Source organism: Dolichospermum lemmermannii CS-548 (assembly GCF_028330815.1).
Taxonomy (GTDB): Bacteria; Cyanobacteriota; Cyanobacteriia; order Cyanobacteriales; family Nostocaceae; genus Dolichospermum; species Dolichospermum lemmermannii.
Window position 1 is genome coordinate 1 of record NZ_JAQMTJ010000178.1, and the last position, 18,569, is coordinate 18,569.

Annotated in this window: 18 protein-coding genes and 1 pseudogene; 5 read left to right on the forward strand and 14 right to left on the reverse strand. The window is 38.1% G+C overall.

Going from position 1 to position 18,569, the window contains the following annotated elements:
* Positions 1-447: 447 nt before the first annotated feature.
* From pyrR to PN450_RS11735, 3 genes are all read right to left on the reverse strand, one after another.
* Positions 448-984, reverse strand: coding sequence for a bifunctional pyr operon transcriptional regulator/uracil phosphoribosyltransferase PyrR (pyrR, locus tag PN450_RS11725; RefSeq protein ID WP_148761674.1), 537 nt, complete (start codon positions 982-984; stop codon positions 448-450).
* Positions 985-1,160: 176 nt separating this feature from the next.
* Entirely contained in the window at positions 1,161-2,111 is a 951-nt protein-coding gene (gene cbiB / locus PN450_RS11730) for an adenosylcobinamide-phosphate synthase CbiB (protein WP_271836439.1), read from the reverse strand.
* 63 nt (positions 2,112-2,174) lie between these two features.
* The gene (locus PN450_RS11735; RefSeq protein ID WP_015079517.1) at positions 2,175-2,618 is read right to left on the reverse strand and encodes an Rrf2 family transcriptional regulator; all 444 of its coding nucleotides are present in this window, start codon (positions 2,616-2,618) and stop codon (positions 2,175-2,177) included.
* Between the two features lie 309 nt (positions 2,619-2,927).
* On the opposite strand from PN450_RS11735, the gene PN450_RS11740 reads away from it, so the two are divergent.
* Complete coding sequence (locus PN450_RS11740; RefSeq protein WP_148761678.1) at positions 2,928-3,338, forward strand: AbrB family transcriptional regulator; 411 nt, start codon at positions 2,928-2,930, stop codon at positions 3,336-3,338.
* Between the two features lie 18 nt (positions 3,339-3,356).
* On the opposite strand, the gene PN450_RS11745 is transcribed toward PN450_RS11740, so the two are convergent.
* Together PN450_RS11745 and PN450_RS11750 are read right to left on the reverse strand one after the other, a co-directional pair.
* Positions 3,357-3,521, reverse strand: a complete 165-nt coding sequence (locus PN450_RS11745; RefSeq protein ID WP_271836441.1) for a hypothetical protein — start codon at positions 3,519-3,521, stop codon at positions 3,357-3,359.
* A 71-nt stretch (positions 3,522-3,592) separates the two neighbouring features.
* Positions 3,593-5,509 (reverse strand): chloride channel protein, encoded by a 1,917-nt coding sequence (locus PN450_RS11750; protein ID WP_271836442.1) that lies wholly within the window; start codon positions 5,507-5,509, stop codon positions 3,593-3,595.
* Between the two features lie 521 nt (positions 5,510-6,030).
* Between PN450_RS11750 and PN450_RS11755 the strand changes: the two genes are divergently transcribed.
* Positions 6,031-6,408, forward strand: coding sequence for a hypothetical protein (locus tag PN450_RS11755; protein WP_015079522.1), 378 nt, complete (start codon positions 6,031-6,033; stop codon positions 6,406-6,408).
* A gap of 150 nt (positions 6,409-6,558) precedes the next feature.
* Here the strand turns inward: PN450_RS11755 and PN450_RS11760 are convergent, their stop codons facing one another.
* Entirely contained in the window at positions 6,559-8,172 is a 1,614-nt protein-coding gene (locus PN450_RS11760; RefSeq protein ID WP_271836443.1) for an ArnT family glycosyltransferase, read from the reverse strand.
* 258 nt (positions 8,173-8,430) lie between these two features.
* On the opposite strand from PN450_RS11760, the gene PN450_RS11765 reads away from it, so the two are divergent.
* Together PN450_RS11765 and PN450_RS11770 are read left to right on the forward strand one after the other, a co-directional pair.
* A complete protein-coding gene (locus PN450_RS11765) occupies positions 8,431-9,957 on the forward strand; it encodes a hypothetical protein (RefSeq protein WP_271836444.1) in 1,527 nt (508 codons plus the stop codon).
* Positions 9,958-10,288: 331 nt separating this feature from the next.
* Complete coding sequence (locus PN450_RS11770; protein ID WP_271836445.1) at positions 10,289-11,662, forward strand: MFS transporter; 1,374 nt, start codon at positions 10,289-10,291, stop codon at positions 11,660-11,662.
* A gap of 161 nt (positions 11,663-11,823) precedes the next feature.
* Here PN450_RS11770 and accD read toward each other — a convergent pair whose 3' ends face one another.
* The 8 genes from accD to PN450_RS11810 form a co-directional block, all read right to left on the reverse strand.
* Positions 11,824-12,777: an acetyl-CoA carboxylase, carboxyltransferase subunit beta gene (gene accD / locus PN450_RS11775; RefSeq protein ID WP_015079526.1), complete on the reverse strand. Its 954-nt coding sequence runs from the start codon at positions 12,775-12,777 to the stop codon at positions 11,824-11,826.
* Between the two features lie 253 nt (positions 12,778-13,030).
* Positions 13,031-13,852: a prepilin peptidase gene (locus PN450_RS11780; RefSeq protein WP_213717571.1), complete on the reverse strand. Its 822-nt coding sequence runs from the start codon at positions 13,850-13,852 to the stop codon at positions 13,031-13,033.
* Between the two features lie 26 nt (positions 13,853-13,878).
* Positions 13,879-14,139, reverse strand: coding sequence for a hypothetical protein (locus PN450_RS11785; protein WP_015079528.1), 261 nt, complete (start codon positions 14,137-14,139; stop codon positions 13,879-13,881).
* 88 nt (positions 14,140-14,227) lie between these two features.
* Entirely contained in the window at positions 14,228-15,322 is a 1,095-nt protein-coding gene (gene leuB, locus PN450_RS11790) for a 3-isopropylmalate dehydrogenase (RefSeq protein ID WP_148761690.1), read from the reverse strand.
* Between the two features lie 87 nt (positions 15,323-15,409).
* Complete coding sequence (locus tag PN450_RS11795; protein ID WP_271836446.1) at positions 15,410-15,634, reverse strand: DUF167 domain-containing protein; 225 nt, start codon at positions 15,632-15,634, stop codon at positions 15,410-15,412.
* A 109-nt stretch (positions 15,635-15,743) separates the two neighbouring features.
* On the reverse strand, positions 15,744-16,058 hold the full coding sequence (locus PN450_RS11800; RefSeq protein WP_271836447.1) for a chromosome segregation ATPase: 315 nt from the start codon (positions 16,056-16,058) through the stop codon (positions 15,744-15,746).
* A 134-nt stretch (positions 16,059-16,192) separates the two neighbouring features.
* Positions 16,193-17,383 carry a M20 family metallopeptidase gene (locus PN450_RS11805; protein ID WP_271836449.1) on the reverse strand — a complete coding sequence of 397 codons (1,191 nt, stop codon included), beginning with the start codon at positions 17,381-17,383 and terminating at the stop codon, positions 16,193-16,195.
* Positions 17,384-17,640: 257 nt separating this feature from the next.
* A complete protein-coding gene (locus tag PN450_RS11810; RefSeq protein WP_148761694.1) occupies positions 17,641-17,880 on the reverse strand; it encodes a hypothetical protein in 240 nt (79 codons plus the stop codon).
* A 226-nt stretch (positions 17,881-18,106) separates the two neighbouring features.
* On the opposite strand from PN450_RS11810, the pseudogene PN450_RS11815 reads away from it, so the two are divergent.
* Positions 18,107-18,283 (forward strand): annotated as a pseudogene (locus PN450_RS11815) (HlyD family secretion protein); the annotation flags it as partial.
* Positions 18,284-18,569 lie beyond the last annotated feature (286 nt).

The window sequence follows — 18,569 nt, forward strand, 5'->3', positions numbered from 1 at the left end:
ATTTTTTACCCCACCCTAACCCTCCCCTTGTAAAGGGGAGGGAACTGGATTTTTATTGTTTCCCCCCTTTACAAGGGGGGACTAAGGGGGGTAGCAATGTGATGAAAATTACGGAATACCACTTTTCAAACATCCTCTTAGTTCTGGTTCTTCCGTACCTGTTATGCCAAATATGAGTTTATTTACCCCACAACCCATATAAATAAAGGATTTTATTGTTTTTGATACCAAATTTGTCAAAATAACCAATAAATTAATGTAAAATCCTTGTTATACAAGGATCTTGGGATTTAAAAAAAATAATTTAGCATAACAAGTACCGAAGAGCCTTAGTTCTTGTTTTCCAAATACCCGATTTATGGGGTAAGTAAATAATGTAGAGACGTTCCATGGAACGTCTCTACAACTAGAAAATATACTTTTGAGTTTAAGTCCAAAAAAGGAAATTCAATTACTAATTAACTCCACACCATCTCGTCCATCACTATCCTGTAAATAAACTTTAACAATTTCCTCCTTCGCTGTGGGTAACTTTTTACCGACAAAATCTGGATGGATTGGTAACTCTCTATGACCTCTATCTACTAATATAGCTAAACGAATTACCTCTGGTCTACCATATTCATTCACGGCATTTAAAGCAGCCCGAATAGTTCTCCCTTTAAAAATGACATCATCTACAAGTACCACCGTTTTTCCGGTCAAATCAAAGGGAATATCCGTTTTCTCTGGAGTTCTTAACCCGATTTTATCAAGATCATCACGATAAAATGTAATATCCAAAGAGCCTACAGAAACATTAACATCTTCCAGAATTTCTATTTGACGGGCTAATGAATAAGCTAATGGGACTCCTCTAGTATGAATACCCAGAAGTAACAATTGAGATAAATCTCGTGTCCTTTCGACAATCTGAGAAGCCATACGAGTTAATGTCCGACGCAGTTCTTCTGATGAGAGAATTTCAACTACTTTGGTAGACATAAGATAGGTAATTGGTGATTGGTAATTGGTGATTGGTAATTGGTAATTTCTGGTTTTCTCGTTTTCTCGTTCCCATACTCTGTATGGGAATGAATGCTAGAAGGCTCTGCCTTCAATCACACTGGAGGCAGAGCCTCTTTGATAGCATTCCCAGTCAGAGACTGGGAACGAGATAACTAACGAATTAAAAATATTGCTATTCCTAACCATAGTAAAAACGCATATCGGGTTAATTGTAAAGCTTGATCAATGGAATCTGGGGTAATGGGATAAATAGCATCTCCTAAAAGTGGTTTCTCTTTAGCTACTCCACGATACCAATTTATTCCTCCCATTTGCACACCTAAAACCGCAGCATAAGCGCATTCACTCCAACCAGAATTGGGACTGGGATCTTTAATTGCGTCGCGGCGACAAATTCGCCAAACATTTAAGGGTTTTAAGGATAGTAATGATAAAGTGATCACTGTTAACCGACAGGGCAACCAAGTAAAACCATCTTCCCACCGCGCACTAAACCAACCAAGATAAGTATAAGGTAGTTCTTTATAACCGACCATGGAATCTAAAGTGCTACTAGCTTTATATGCTAAAGCCAAAGGGACAGCACCAATAACAGGGATAAATGCACCAACAATAGTATAAAAAAGAGGAGCCATTACGCCATCAGTGGCATTTTCTGTAACGGTTTCTAACACTGCTCTGAGAATTTCCGCTGGGGAAAGATTGGCTGTGTCTCTCCCGACGTAATTACTTAAAACCTGTCGCGCTGATTCTAATTCTCCATTTTTTAAAGGTTGGAGAACTTCCATTGCTGCATTTCGTAAACTTTTGAAAGCAAAACAACTAGCTAGAAGAATACTTTCTACAGCAATTCCTAACAATGGATGTACCCACTTGGCACTTTGAACTATTATCCAACCTACCAAGCCACTACCAGTAATTACAATCACACCTAAGAAAATTCCCGCAAGCCTCTGAGAAAGAGGATTTTGGCAATATTGCAGAGCTAATTTACTCAAGTGGGAAATTACCCATCCCATGACTCGCACCGGATGAGGCCAACCCCAAGGATCTCCGATTAAGTAATCTAACAATGCAGCCAAAACCAAAACAGTAGATGTCATTTTTTATTGATTGTTGATTATTTATTCTTCTTTCTTGCTTTTTCCTTTCTTCTGACTCGGTCACTAAACCACAAAATTGGCTTCTTCTCCTTGAGATGCTTGCCAACTGCGAGCATCATAATAAAGGTCTGCCAGGGTAATATTGTACAAGGCTTCTTTGAGCTTTTGGTTGAGTCTGTTCCAGAGACTGGATGTCACCCAATCTGCTGTTTGAGCGGGTGTGGGATTATTCAGAGGTAAGTTAGTGATATTTTCACCAACAGCCTCTAAAATTTGGCCAATAGATATTTGTGCCGGTTTTTTTGCTAATTTATATCCACCGACGCTACCACGAATTGAAGTTACTAATCCGGCACGACGCATTTCTATGAGCAGCTTTTCTAGATAGGGAGCAGGAATATCTTGACGTTTGGCGATCGCTCTGACCGATTCAGGTCCATACTTGGGCTGTAAACTCAAATCTAGCAATGCTTTCACGCTGTAATGTCCTCTCGTAGTTAGTTTCATATAGCAGTTATGATTAATTTGATTTCCCCAATCCTTCTGCCTCTTCCCTCTTACCTCTTAATCTGCCTATCTTTAATAATTTAAAGAATCAAAACCGGATTCCTCTCTATAGTAGCTATCAGCATCATTGTAATTATATTTCATATAATTTTTTAAGAATATTGATAATAATGCAACAATTTTGTCTATGAGTGTAATATACTTGGCTAGGCTGATCCAAAAACTCAAGAATTCTGTTCTTATTAGTTCAATGTCAGCTAAAATAAAATCCACTTGACAACAAACAACATTCATTTTCGACCTAAGTTGATGCCTAAACAAAAAAAAATTGAACTCCTAGTCGGTGACGAACTGCTCAAAAAAGTTAAAGAGCTAGAAGCCATCAGCAAAGACGAAAAAGCTAAACAGTGTGGCTACTATACTGTTACCAAAAATGGTATAGAGCGCGTCAATATGATGAAATTTTTGAATGCCCTAATTGATGCTGAGGGTATTCAGTTGGATAGTTCACCCAGTGCGAATGGACGTGGTGGACGCAGTGCCAGCTATAGAATTAGTGTGCAGTCAAACGGCAACTTATTAATCGGTGCAGCTTACACAAAACAGATGAATCTTCAACCTGGTGATGAGTTTGTCATCACTTTAGGGAAAAAGCACATTCGACTCCGACAAGTAGATTCGGAATCTATAGAAGATGTGGAAGTAGAAGCTACAGCTTAATGAATATTCATTAGTCAGTTATGGGTTGTCAGTTGTCAGTGGTTTTGTTTTACCCCTGACTGCTGCATAACTAATAACTGACCAATTACCAAAATTTAGAGAACAGGGAACAGGGAACAGGGAACAGGCAATAAGAAGATATTTGCCACTGACAACCAGCAACTGACAACTGACAACCAACAACTGACAACTGACCAATCACCAATCACCAATCACCAATCACCAATCACCAATCACCAATCACCAATCACCAATCACCAATTCCCAATTTCCTCTATATATTCAGTGGTTGTAATCACTGGTAGATATTGATGTAGTACCTTAGTGATTGCCGTTAAATTACAAATTAATTCAATTTGTTCTCTTTCTAATAAACCCAGAATGAAATCAGGATTGTCTTTAGCTACCACTGGTAATTGATGTAACCCACGTAATGCCATGCGGTCTAAGGCTTCAGATAAAGGTTCATCTTCCCAAGCATAGAGAATATCCGTAGTACAAATATCTATAAGTTTTTGACTAGATAAATATTCCTGAATTTCAGTAGATGAATTAGAAAGATTTTGCCATAGAGCCAGAGTCCGTTTAATATCTTCTAAGGACAGAATTCCCACCAACTTGCCAGCATCATCATCAATTATCAACGCACTGCGAATTCGTTCCCGTGTCATTGCTACCGCAGCTTCTAATACTCCCAGAGTAGCTGATAATTTTTTGGGGTAAGCGTGCATAGCATCTGCGACTAACATTTGCTGCCAAAGTTCTACTTTTTCATCTTTCAATTCTGGCAAACCAATCTGTTGCAGATTAGCATTAGCATCTAAAGTTGGTTTAATTCGTTCTACTAACCAAACACTTAAACCCACCGCTGCCATTAAAGGTAAAACAATCCGATAATCGCGGGTTAATTCAAATAACATTAAAATTGCTGTCAATGGCGCTCTGACACTACCTGCCAAAACCGCTGCCATACCTACCATTGCATAAGCTGGAGGAGCAGCCATATAGTCTCCAATTCCTGGTGCTACCAAAGCCAAAAATTTAGCATAAGCAGACCCAAAGGACGCACCTAAAAACATCGCTGGTGCAAATAATCCACCGACAAAACCACTCCCTGAACTTACCGCTGTCATCAGCAATTTTAACACCAGTAATATCAGTAATAGGTTCAGCGAAAAATCCTCATCCTGGAGCATAGCTTCTACGGTTTCATAGCCAATCCCCAAAATTTGCGGGTAGCGCCAACCGACTATACCAATGATTACACCACCGAGAATAGGCTGAATTGATTGAGGAATTTTACCTAGTAATTTCAACCCTGGTAAATTACCAGCAAAGGCGGATTTGGCTAACCGAATTGATTCAGTATAGGTGAGAGAAATTAAACTTGCACCTAAACCTAAACCCAGATAAAGAGGTAATTCTAGGTAACTGCGAACTTGATAAGCAGGTAAAGCAAAAGCCGGTTGTGAACCTAAACCAATTTGAGCAATTAAGGCGGCGACAACAGCGGCAAGTAACACCACACTTACCGCAGAAGTAGCAAAATATGTAGTTCCCATGACTACTTCTAAGGCAAAAAATACGCCAGCAATGGGGGCATTAAAACCAGCAGCTAAACCAGCCGCCGCCCCAGCACCTAAGAGTAACCGCTGACGTTCTTGAGAAACTTGTAATATATCAGACAATAAAACTCCGAAATTAGTCCCAATTTCTACACTTGGACCTTCGGGACCCAAGGATGCACCACTGCCGATAGAAACAGCCGCAGCGATCATTTTTGTGACCGGTCGGAGGGGTTTCTTGGCTTCTTTGCCTTGAGAAACAGCTATGAGAGAAGAAAGTCCTGGACCAAAATCCTGAGTGCGCCAACGCATGAGGCCAACAATGATACCACCCAAAGTGGGAACAGCAGCTAAAGTCCAAGCACCCCAGCTCCCAATTTGTCCCATCAGATTTTCCAGCATGAAATTGTTAATTAGCTGGATTAAATAGTGAAAGGTGACTATCCCCATAGCTGTACTACCGCCAATTAGCACGGCTAAAAAAAGCACTACTGTTTCTGAGGAGGGCTGAAAACGATTAATTAACTGAGTGAACCGCATGGAAGGTGGGGAAAAAGTATCGGATTCCGTGACCTTCGTCTGCGAAGTCGGAGGCAAGAGAGTCATTGATAACCGGGGTAACTGTCAGAAAAAACGATTTTTTATCTGTTATTTCTTATTGTGGTTTATTATGGGAAAAACTGCCTGCTCAATAATTAATTAGCAAAAATCACAAAATATTTATAAAAAATAATTCCGTCCTGCGGTACTAGTACACAACGGCGTAAGTCAATCAACCATTAAAAATTTGACAAAAGCTTGTGTAATCTGCTTTTTTAATTTTTAATTTTTAATTTTTAATTCCGCACTGCGGTACTAGCAACTTGAGTTAGTATATAAGGAAGTATGTCCTTAGGTCAATTTCATTCTTAAAGTCTATATAGTAGGGAGCAGGGAATAGGCAACAGAGTTGAAAGTCTTTTGGTGTTTCAGTTTTAGGTAAATTTTGGATCTCATGCAATTGCATATCGCTATCATAGTATTTTGCCAATAACTATCAGTGACTATGGCATAACCGCTGGATTTTCAGTAAAATTCAATACAGATATTGTTATAAATAGAATCAAGGGAATAGGCGGACGAGGTAGATGAGTACAAATACTTTTCATGATCATTATGTTACTTGCCCAATTTGCCAAAGAAATAACAGAACCACGCCAATAAAATCCTATATTGGTTTGTTTTCCTGTCCTTATTGCCAAGAAAAGTTAGTTGTTTGTCAAAGCGGACATTATGTTCGTGACCCGTTTATTTGGAAACAAATGATGATCTCTTCGGCTTTACGTCGTCAAAGCCGACCTTTGGCACGGATAATCAGAGATTTTATCTTCATTAAGCGTCCTTTTTTGTCTTTGGTTGTGGGAAGTGCGATTTTTTTCGGGATTGTGACTATGACTCAAGATAATATGAGTCATGATGGCCAAGAAATTCCCCAAATTGAAAGAATGAACAAGGGTGAAAAATAGATTTCTTGTGGAACCTTAAAAAATACTTTCGCCAAATTGAAAAAAGCCTGAATTCCCAGGTTGGGTTGTATTACAGGAAAGACAACATCAGCGTTGGATTTTGCTTCGCTCAACCCAACCTCCGAAACAATAAAAATGGCAAAGGTATTGTTAAAATGAGTTATTTTCTTTGGTAATTAATTGCCAATCTTCTACTTGATCTATGACTTTGATAGAGTTGAATTGGAGGTTTTCTACGGTAGATATATTGAGGAGGAAATAAGGTTGGCTATCATACTGCCAGTAATATTGTAACTCACCAATAGAAGCAGGAATAATAGTGCGATCGCTATAAAAATCCAAAGAAGCACGATGGTAGGGAAAAGATGTATAGATTTCCTTAATTGCTGGATTTATTTTAGTGATCATTGCTGCTACTGGTTTAACAGGATAAGCTGTATTTAATTCCCCAACCCAGTAATGAGATTTCATTAATAACAATAGAGAAATATAACTTCCCCAAATTAAAATTTTCAGAAATTGTCTATCACCTCGCTCTGCTAAAATTGCCGCTAAAGTCATGGTTAAAGCCACTGCTGCAAAAATTATCTGTAATTCTACTTTGTCTAAAGTTCTCCAACTAAAATAAATACTGCCTGCAGAAGCCACCACAGCCAATATTGCTAAACTCGTTACCCAAGCGCGGGGATAGCCAGAAACTACAGGCACATTTTCTATTTCTGCTAATTGAAACCCCAAAGCTAAAGCTAAACTTGGATAAATAGGAACTATATACCAGGGAAGTTTAAAGCTAATGAGGGAAATAATTAATAGATAAACACCACACCAAACAATAATCAATTTTGCCCAACTTAAATTATTATTCTCCCAGGTAATGCGGATAGTTTGGGGGAGAAATATCAACCAAGGCCATGTCCACTTGGCGATTTCTAAAAGATAATACCAAGGTGCTTGGAAACTGCCATTAGTAATAGTTTGGATATGGTTTAAAGATGTATTCACATCAATATTGAAGGGATAGCCATAGTGCCATACTTGAAATCCGTACCAACAGCATACAGGTAGACAACCGATGAAAATACCTGTCCAGAAATAATAACTTGCGAGTAGTCTAGGTGTATCCCAATAAAGAAAGACTAAAACAACTGCACCTAAATAAACACCCATCACGCCTTGAGTTAGACAAATTAACCCGAAACTAATGCCTACACCTAAGCAGTAACGCAAATCCCGGCGCGATCGCAAGACAAACCACATCATCAAAATTAAAAAACTGGCAACTGCCCCATCTAACACGGCTAACCTGCCATAACGCACCACTGGCAGCATTGTTAGATAAATTAAGGAACTATAAATAGCTGCCCAACGGTGTCGAAATATCTCTCTCCCCATGCAATACAACAAAGGTACAGAAGTTGCCATCAAAATTGCACTAGGTAGACGAGTTGTCCATTCATTAACACCACCCAGAGCATAAGCCCCAGCAATTAACCAGTGCATCAGCGGTGGTGTGTGGTGATATGGTTCACCGCCCAAAGTGGGGTAAAGCCAGCGCATTGAATCTGCTGGAGCTTGCCAAATTTCCCGCGCTACCCTGGCTACTGTTGCCTCATCCCCATCTTGTAAGGGCAAACCGCCAAGATTGATGCTAAATAAGATCACCGCTGCCAATAACAAGAGGATTAGCCATAGCCAATCAATCTTTTTTTCAACCACACGGTGCTGTTTTTCTAGATGAGTCCAAATAAAGCTTCCTTCTTGCATATTCTATGCGAATCTTATAATTGTTAGGTTTAATCACATAGAGATCAAAGCGAATCTCCTATGTTGCCATCCGGGAACAATCTATTTTTAAAAGCAATGGCTAGATCCCAAATTAGCTCAGTTTCTCAGGAACAGAGATAATTTTTTGGCGAAGATTTTCTGATTAATTTTTTTCAGGAAGTTTACAGGCATCTTGCCGATTAAATGATATAAATACTACCATTAGCATTTGCTCAATTACCCTGAAGGAGAATGTCAATGAACCTACCTTTTATTTTAGATGTGGCACTGGGTTTAATTTTTATTTACTTAATTTTAAGTTTACTGGCTTCAGAAATCCAAGAACTATTGACAACTGTACTGCAATGGCGGGCTGAACACTTGAGAAGATCAATTGAAATTCTTTTAGCTGGTGATGCTCAAAACTCAGAAAAACCGGAAGTAATTCAACTAGTTAATAAAATTTATGGCAATCCTTTAATTCAAAGTATTAATCAAGAGGCTAAAGGTTTATTAGCAACTTTACCTCGGAAAGCAACTTGGGCAATTGGCTCATTCTTTAGTCTATTCAGAAAGTCTAGTTCTAGATTTAGAAAAGAAACTGTTTTTGGTGATCAAAAACGCAGTGCGCCTTCCTATATTGGTGGTGAAAGTTTTGCCAATAGTTTTATGGATACACTCCAACTGCCAGTATTGGTCAAAAAATTAACTGAAATCAGACTAGAACAATTCAAAAATGAACGTTTAGATGATATCAGACAAATTTTAATTCAGTTGCAGGTTTACATTAATAATCAAGAGTTATCTAGTGAATTTGCTACTGATATTGCCACAGATTATAAACAGTTAGAATTAGAGTATAACCGCATTACTGATGAGTTTAATAAGGATAAATATGATATCTACATGGCGATAAATAGGATGAGAGATAGCCTAGATAAATATATAGATAGTTTCCAAGCAAACATAGGCAATCATGAAGATATTTTAGATAAACCTTTGCGGGAACTAAAATTCGTCAGACAAGATATTTTTGCAGATGCAGAAAAAGCCATAGTGCTAGGAGGATTAAAACCTAATATCAATGAAATTGTCAAATCTATTAAGAAAGGTAGTGATATTCATGGAGAAGTTATAGCAGCTATCCAATATAAAGATAGTGAAACCTATAAAAAAGTTAAAGAACTAATTGATATTCTGCCAGATTCTGTTGTTGATAGTATTGAAACTATGGCAAAACGCGCCCAATTGAAAGCTAAAAGCACGGAAGAAGGTATTATTATCTTGCGAAGAGAAATTGAAAATAGTTTTGATAGTTCTATGGAAAGAGCCGGTGGTGTTTACAAACGTAATGCTAAGGGAGTAGCAATTATCATTGGCATAACTTTAGCTATTACAGCCAATGCCGATACTTTTCATATCATTAATCGCTTATCTAAGGATTCTTTATTACGAGAAATAATTATTAACAAGGCTGTACAAGTAGTACCACAAGGATCTAATGCTTCAGATATGAGTAAAGTAGATCCTAACGAGATTTTAAAAGAAGTTGAATTACCAATTGGTTGGACAAGTGCTAACGTACAACAGCAAATTAACGGCACAAAATATAGAATTAATGGGTTACCTATTTTCAGTGTTTTGAGTATGATTGCTGGTTGGCTTGTGAGTGGTATTGCTATTGCTATGGGTGCGCCTTTTTGGTTTGATTTACTGGGTAAAGTCATGAATGTGCGGAATGCAGGTAAAAAAGGCAAACAAGCTCCTAGAAATCAAGATGAATAATTCAGATCCCCGACTTCTTAGAGAAGTCGGGGATCTGGTGTTATCGTTTCGTTTTCCCAAATCTTCATAAATTTTATCTACTTCCCAACCCCAGTCATTTTGGTTGGGAACAGTATCTAGTAATGGATAAGTATAAATATAAACAATTATTTTCATGGGGAGAAATAAGGGAGAATTGGATCTTTTCCTCAATTATTAATTGCAAAAGCTTGATTAATCTCCCAATTATGAAATACTGATGACATTTTTTCAGGTGTTTTATAGACTGTGAGTCTGCAAACTGATATTGAAAAATATAAGAACAAAAGATAGCTCTGTAATTTATGATAATATGGATTCCCTTCCGCTTGACACAGTTGAAGCACTGGATATTCAAACTCCCAATCTTGACTCTTTACTAACGAAAAAGTTTCCTCAGCAATTTGCTAAAAAAGATATTCGTACCAGTTTACAAGCTTCTACCATAGATGCCGTTTTTGCATCTATTTTTGGTCTGAGTACCGGGGGAATTTTAGTCAGTAATTTGTTAGTCGAGTTGGATGCTACTCCGGTGATCTTTGGAATGTTATCCTCAATTCCCATGCTGGTAAATTTTATTCAACCTGTGGGTGCTTACATTTCTGAACAAACTACCAGTAGATTTCAATATTCTCTATTAACTTTTGGAACTTCTCGGTTATTGTGGTTAATTCTAGTTATTGGCATTTTTGCTAACAATTCCAGTTCACTAGATTCTCAACAATTGGTAGTATTAACACTGTCAATTGTCCTTTTTAGTCATCTTCTGGGAGGATTAGGAAGTGCATCTTGGCTAAGTTGGTTAGCCATTATTGTTCCCCGCAGGTTACGAGGGAGATATTTTGGTATTCGGAATAGTGCTTGTAATCTGACGAATTTAATATGTGTACCTTTAGCGGGATTAGTAATATCAAATTGGCATGGTGGAACTATCGAAGGTTATGGATTAGTTCTATCTTTAGGAACTATTTGTGGAATTATTAGTTTGTGTTGTCAATATTTTCAAGCAGACGTAAATCCGCAATTACAAAATCAGCATAGTTTGAATTTTTGTGAAAATCCTCCTCAAGATATTTGCAAAGAAGAAATTAATTGGACTACTATTATTGGGCAGAACTCTAAATTTTTACTATTTCTGCTTTATTTCAGTATCTGGATGTTGGCTGTGCATTTGAGCGCACCTTTTTTCAACTTCTACTTATTAGATACTTTAGATTTAGATGTGACTTTAGTAACTATTTATAGCAGTCTTCAGACCGGGGCAAATCTGTTAGTGTTGATTATATGGGGGAAATTAGCCGATAGAATCGGTAATCGTCCTATTCTTATCTGTGTGGGTATTTTAGTCGCAATTACGCCATTATTATGGTTAGGAATTGGTCATCATCAACTTGATTTTTGGTTATGGTTGCCGCTTTTACATATTTTTACTGGCATCACTTGGGCAGGAGTTGATTTATGTAGCACTAATATGTATTTAGGAATTGCCCCCGTGAGAAATAAATCTATCTATTTTGCCATTGTTGCGGCTGTCGGGGGCGTGAGTGGAGCTTTAGGGACAACTATCGGCGGTTTTATTGCCCAAAACCAGGAATTTGGCGGTTTATTAGGCTTATTTGCGCTATCTAGCCTATGCAGACTACTAGGGCTAATTCCCCTAATTTTTGTCCAAGAACCGGGTAAGTAGAAGGAGTCAGTTGTCAGTTGTCAGTTGTCAGTAGGGGCGAAGCATTTGGAAGATAAATTATCGGTCATTGCCAAAAATAGTTCTCCAAATGCTTCGCCCGTACAGTTGTCAGTTGTCAGTTGTTGAAGGAAGAAGGAAATTTCTTCCCTCATTTCCGTTTTTTATTCAACAGTAGCGGAACTTAATTTCATTGTTTCCCACAAAACCATACTTGGTGTCGTTGTGGGGAGAGGTTGATGTAGCGCAATTAATTGTGTCAAAGTAGTTTTTAATTGAGTACGGGAGACGATATCATCAACAAATCCGTGTTTAAGTAAGTCCTCAGCGGTTTGAAAATCTTCAGGAAGTTTTTCTCTGAGAGTTTGTTCAATTACCCGTCTTCCCGCAAAACCAATAGTTGCTTTGGGTTCAGCGATGATAATATCACCCAACATGGCGAAACTAGCGGTAACACCTCCGGTAGTTGGGTTGGTTAAAACAGGAATATATAATAGTTTAGAATCTCGGTGACGTTGGAGGGCGGCGGAAATTTTCGCCATTTGCATTAAAGACAGCATTCCTTCCTGCATTCTCGCACCACCTGATGTGCAAATAATGACGACAGGATAACGCCGTTGGGTGGCTTGTTCAATCATGCGGGTGAGTTTTTCCCCGACAACAGAACCCATGCTTCCACCCATAAACCGGAAATCCATGACTCCTAAAGCTATGGGTAAGCTGTTAATTTGTCCTAACCCAGTTTTAACAGCATCTATCAGTCCTAGTTTTTCTTGTGTTTCTCGCAAGCGATCGCTATATAGTTTACGATCACGGAATTGTAAGGGATCAGTGGGGCGTAAATGCTCATCCAATGGATTCCAGGTATTAGCATCAATTAATTGGCGAATTCGTTCATCACTATCAACGCGATTATGATGACCACAATCAACGCAAACCATTTGATTAGCTTTTAAATCTTTTGTATAGCTAAGAACACCACATTTAGGGCATTTATGCCATAAACCATCAGCAATTTCCCGTTCTTGGCGTTCTGAATTGGGACTTCCTGATTTACGCCGATTTGCGAACCAATCAAATAGAGACTTTAAACCGCGTGATTCTTCGTTGTTTGCCATTTTTATCTTATGTAATTAGGTGTGAGGACAAAATCAGAACTATGATTTAGATGATTAAATGTCATAACTATGATTTGTGTGATTATTTTGATTTGGATGATTAGTTAATCATAAAAATCACAAAGATCATAAAAATCATAGTTTAGACATATTTAAATCTCAATGGGGTAATCACAGCTACAGTCAGGTGCGATACAGGTTTAAGTGGATAAAACCATAAGCATGAAACAAAAAAAAGATTTAAAAAATGATATTAAGATCCAGGCAAAAATAATCTCATATATGGGGACAAAATAGTTTCACCGCAAAAAACAGTGATTACCGCACCTAACGCTAGGAAGGGTCCAAAAGGCATTTTTTGTCCCATTTGGTGACGAGAGAGGATAATTGCGCCACCACCGACGAATACTCCCAAAATGCAGGAGATAAAAACCGCTAGTAGTAAATAACGCCATCCTAACCATGCTCCCATCATAGCAGCTAATTTAGCGTCACCTGCACCCATGACCGTTTTGCCAAAAGCCATAGAACCTAAAAGGGCGATCGCATCAAACAGCCATAAACCCAGAACTGCACCGGCTATTCCGGTTATTAAGCGTTTTGATAATCCCACCGCAGTCGGTTCTGATAACCAACCAACAGCCATTTGAAAGACTATTCCTAAAATTAAACCCGATTTAGTTAAGGGGTTAGGTAAGGTCATTGTATCTAAATCTATGAGAGATAAAGCCAATAACCAACTACAAAAAGCCCAATATCCCAGGGTGAAAATTGAAAATTGAAAAACCCAAAATACTATTAAAAATATTATCCCTGTTAATGCCTCCACTAATGGATAACGGCGAGAAATCTGAGTTTGGCAATAACGACACCGCCCTTTTAACCACAACCAACCGAAAACCGGGACATTATCATAAGCCTTCAACCTATTTAAGCACTTGGGACAGCGAGAAGGTGGCCACAACACTGATAAGCCAGCCGGTAGCCGATAAACCACAACATTAATAAAACTACCCAGAGATGCACCCAAAACAAAGACAATGATACTGGCTGAAATATTCATTAAAATGTCCATATTATTATTTGTCAGTTGTCAGTTGACTAATACATATAGGACTCAATTTGATTCAACGGCACAAAACATTCCTGTGGTAATAACACTGGGTACTTAGTAAAAATCACTTTACCCCGATGAGTTACCCGACTAATTGCTACTCCTGTAGCTTTTCCTACTATTTCTGGATGGACTTCACAGTAGGTATAGTAGATGTGACTAGCTGCTCTAATTACAGTAGGATCAATCAAAGAAGGATGCTTTTTGGAGTGGGTAAAGTTTGCCTGTTCTTGTTGTAAAGCGTACACAATTGGCTTTTATATTGAGATTTACAGATTTGCTTTTAGTGTATCTGAAAGTCTTCACAATAAATAGTAAAACTTCCAGATTTACACTTTAACGTGATTTTAATTGCAGAATTTCCATTAGTGCTGCGCCCATAGCTCGACAACCGACAAGTTTCATTCCTGGGGACATAATATCTCCTGTGCGATAACCTTGTTCTAAAACTTGTAACACGCTATTTTCAATTAAGTCTGCTGCTGCTGCTTGGTCTAAAGCATAACGCAACATCATGGCGGCGCTTAAAACCTGTGCTAAGGGGTTGGCTTGATCAAGTCCGGCAATATCCGGGGCTGAACCATGAACTGGTTCATAGACACCGGGACCATCAGCCCCCAAACTAGCAGAAGGTAACATTCCTATACTACCTGTGAGCATTGCCGCAGCATCAGAGAGAATATCACCAAATAAGTTTCCTGTAACAATTGTATCAAATTGTTTGGGAGCGCGGACTAATTGCATGGCGGCATTATCTACATACAAGTGAGATAACTCAACATCAGTATATTCTGAGGAAAGTTGTGTAATTTTTTCCCGCCATAATTGAGATACTTCTAACACATTGGCTTTATCCACTGAACAGAGTTTACCACCTCGTTTCCGCGCTGTTTCAAAAGCTACGCGGCCAATGCGTTCAATTTCTGATTCTGTGTAAACCATCGTATTTACACCGCGTTTTTCTCCGGTTTCTGTTGTAAAAATGCCTTTGGGTTTACCAAAATAAATCCCGCCGGTGAGTTCCCGCACCACCATGATATCTACTCCTTCTACAACCTCTCGTTTCAAGGTGGAAGCGTCAATTAACTGGGGGAGAATTTTCGCAGGACGTAAATTAGCAAATAGTTGTAAACCAGCCCGCAACCCCAATAAACCTGCTTCTGGGCGTAAATTTGAGGGGAGAGAATCCCATTTGTAACCACCAATAGCAGCGAGTAAGACAGCATCGCTATTGCGGCACCTATCTAAGGTAACAGCGGGTAGTGGTTCGCCTGTTTCGTCAATAGCAGCACCACCAATTAAAGCTGTGGAAAATTCAAAGGAAAAATCAAAGCGTTTACCGACAAATTTCAGCACGTCCACTGCTACGGACATAATTTCGGGACCAATGCCATCTCCAGGTAGTAGGGTAATGCGGTAGTTTTGAGTCATAGTCAGGTTTTACTGGGTAAATGTTTGCAGATAAAATATCATACCTAGCAATTGTGCCAAATGGGTGATTGGTAATTGATAATTGCCCTAAATTCCATCAATTTCAATTACCTTTTGTCGAGATGTTGTCCCAGATTTAATTCTGATAGAGGATTTAGCAACATCAAATTTTTTGGCTAGTAGTTTAATTAACTCTTCATTAGCTTTACCATCTACTGGTGGTGATTTAAGATGTACAGTTAAACTACCATCTGCTAATTCTTCAATCTTTTGCTGTTGAGAATTTGGTTTAACTTTTACTCTTTTTTCCATTATGTATTTTTTGGATTTTTTATAACCACAGAGAACACATAGAAAAGAGCTAAAAAAGATTTTTTCATAAATTTCTACTTGCCCTATTCCCTATTCTCTGCTATAAATTTTATCCAATACCCAACATTCTATTTACTTGTGGTAATGCTAAAGGTTTTCGTTCGATATTTTGGAAACATTCGATTTTTTTAAGTTGTATATAGGTATTTTTGAAATTACTGATATTTAATAAAACAATATCTTGATAAACTGCATCTTGGGGACTTTTTATCTCTATTACCAAGTCTTGTAATTGATTTTGGCTAATAGCTAAATTCAGATATTTCAAAAATACTTCTCTTTTTTTAGAACGGACAGTGACTAAATACCAATTATTAGTGCTTTGTTCTGATGAGTTGGAATCTATAGTTTCGATTGGTGGCATGATTGACAGTGTAATTTTCTGGAATTTATTTAAAGAGCAATTTCTGGACTGTGATTTTTGTGATTTCTGTGATTTTTGTGATTTTTGTGATTTGTTTGACTAATTAATCATCTAAATCAAACCAATCACACAAATCATACTTCTGACTTATTTAGCCAATATTTATAAGCTGCATAAGCTAATGTGACTACTCCAGTAATAATAGCAGATTCATCAACTTCAAATTGGGGATGATGCAAGGGATGATTAATTATTCTCTCTTCATAGCCTACACCTAAGCGAAACATTGAACCAGGGGCGTGTTCTAAATAAACAGAAAAATCTTCTGCACCTAATGATGGTTCTGGTAAAATTTGGACACGATCATTACTCCAAGCTTCTTCTGCGGAGGATTGTAATAGTTGTGTTAAGGCATTATCATTTTGAACACTGGGAACACCTTGATGATAATTAACTTGATATTTGGCGTTGAAAGAATTACAAACATTAGCCACTATGTTTTCAATCCACTGTGGTAGTTTATCACGGGTTTCTGGGTGAAGCGATCGCACTGTTCCTAATAACTGTACTTTATCAGCAATTACATTTGGCGCTCTTCCGCCATTAATTTGGCCAATACTTAATACTACGGGACGCAAAGGGTTTTGAGTGCGGCTAATAGCTTGTTGTAATGATGTAATCACTTGCGCTGCAATCCAAATTGCATCTATGGCTTCATGGGGACGCGCACCATGTCCAGATTCACCAATAATAATAATTTCTAAATTGTCTGCGGCGGCTGTTAACGCACCGTAACGGATACCAACTGAACCAGCGGGAATGGAAGGAAAAACGTGTAACCCTAAAATAGCCGCAACATTATTCATCACTCCATCTTGTACCATCCAATTTGCACCTTGGGCAATTTCCTCAGCAGGTTGAAATAAAAACCGCACCTTTCCACCCAATTCAGGGGCAATTTGGGAAAGTACCATCGCTGTCCCCAAACCTACTGTAGTATGAATATCATGGCCACAAGCGTGCATGACTCCTTCAATTCGAGAAGCATATTCTAAACTTGTGCGTTCTTGAATGGGTAAAGCATCCATATCAGTGCGAATTGCCAATATCCTATCACTAGGTTGAGTTCCTTGTAATTCACCAATGACACCTGTTCTACCTATTCCCTCTTCTACGTGCAAGCCATTGGCAGATAACACACCTGCAACAAAAGCAGCGGTTTGATATTCTTGCCCACTAAGTTCTGGGTGTGCATGAAGATGGCGACGGATTTCGACTAAGCGGTGTGATATATTTGTTGTTAAGTCTTTGATTCGGTTCAGCATAGCAATAATTTTAATTCATTCACCTTATATTTCATTCTAGAATTTTGACAGCTTTAACTGCTACCCGCATTCTGACTAATTTTATCGGCTTACCTGCTCATTTTTCAGCATCCAGGAATACATACAAACTAATCACGATAGAATTGATGCGGTACTTGACAAATCCAATCGTAATATCGTATTTACAACTCAGATTCAAATAGCAAGAATTTAATTATCAATCTTCAAAAATACCATCAAAACTATTTTCATCATGCTTACCAGATTTTCTCTATAACAACATCTTCAACTGTAAGATATGAAAAATCTATCCCCATTAATTCTAAAACTTTCAAAAACATTTCTGTATCCATTTCCATTATTTCGGAAGCTTTATATAAACTAATTAACCGCGATGTTAAAGCACCAATTACAAATATAAATCTTTCTTTCTGTTCTATACTTTGGAATAATTGCAATTGAGAAGCAATTTCTTGAAAGGTAGTTTGGTGATTCATTTATTTGATACTTATAAATGGATTAAGCCTGCTTTTATAAGAATACCAATTGCTGGAGTAATAAGCAATAATAACTTTATATCTCTCCCAATAAATTATATTTACTCATCTATTTCCATCTCATATTTATTTTAACAATTTTTCAATTTCCTCATCTTTAAAACCGACAAATTAATCAAATTTGCGCCTTTGCTTCTTTGCGCCTCTGCGCGAAATAGAATGTACTTCATTAAATAAAATAGATGAAGTGCGTCCAGTAGACTTAGTATCAGCCAAAGCCAACTTAGATCAAACTTATGTTAAAGCTCCCCAGAATGGTGTAATTTTTGACATTTATACTCCTGCAGGTGAAGTAGTATCCAATAACGGCATTGTCGAACTTGGGCAAATAAATCAGATGTACATAAGTAGGTTGGCGTTGAAAATTGTCGTTATGGCAAGGCAAAAGGCAAGAGGCAAGAGGCAAGAGTGAAGAGGGTTTGGGCGATTTTACGTTTCTTTACACAGTTTGGTTTTATTGTGTTCACCTACTTATGATAATTTTTATGCAGCTTGACCTTAGAGGTTGTTTGAAAAGTATTATATCAAACCGGTAATCTCCAAAAACCTAACCCCCCTACCCCCCTTCCCTGCAAGGGAATGGGGGTTTTAAAGCCTCTCCCCTTGCAGGGGAGAGGTTTGGAGAGGGG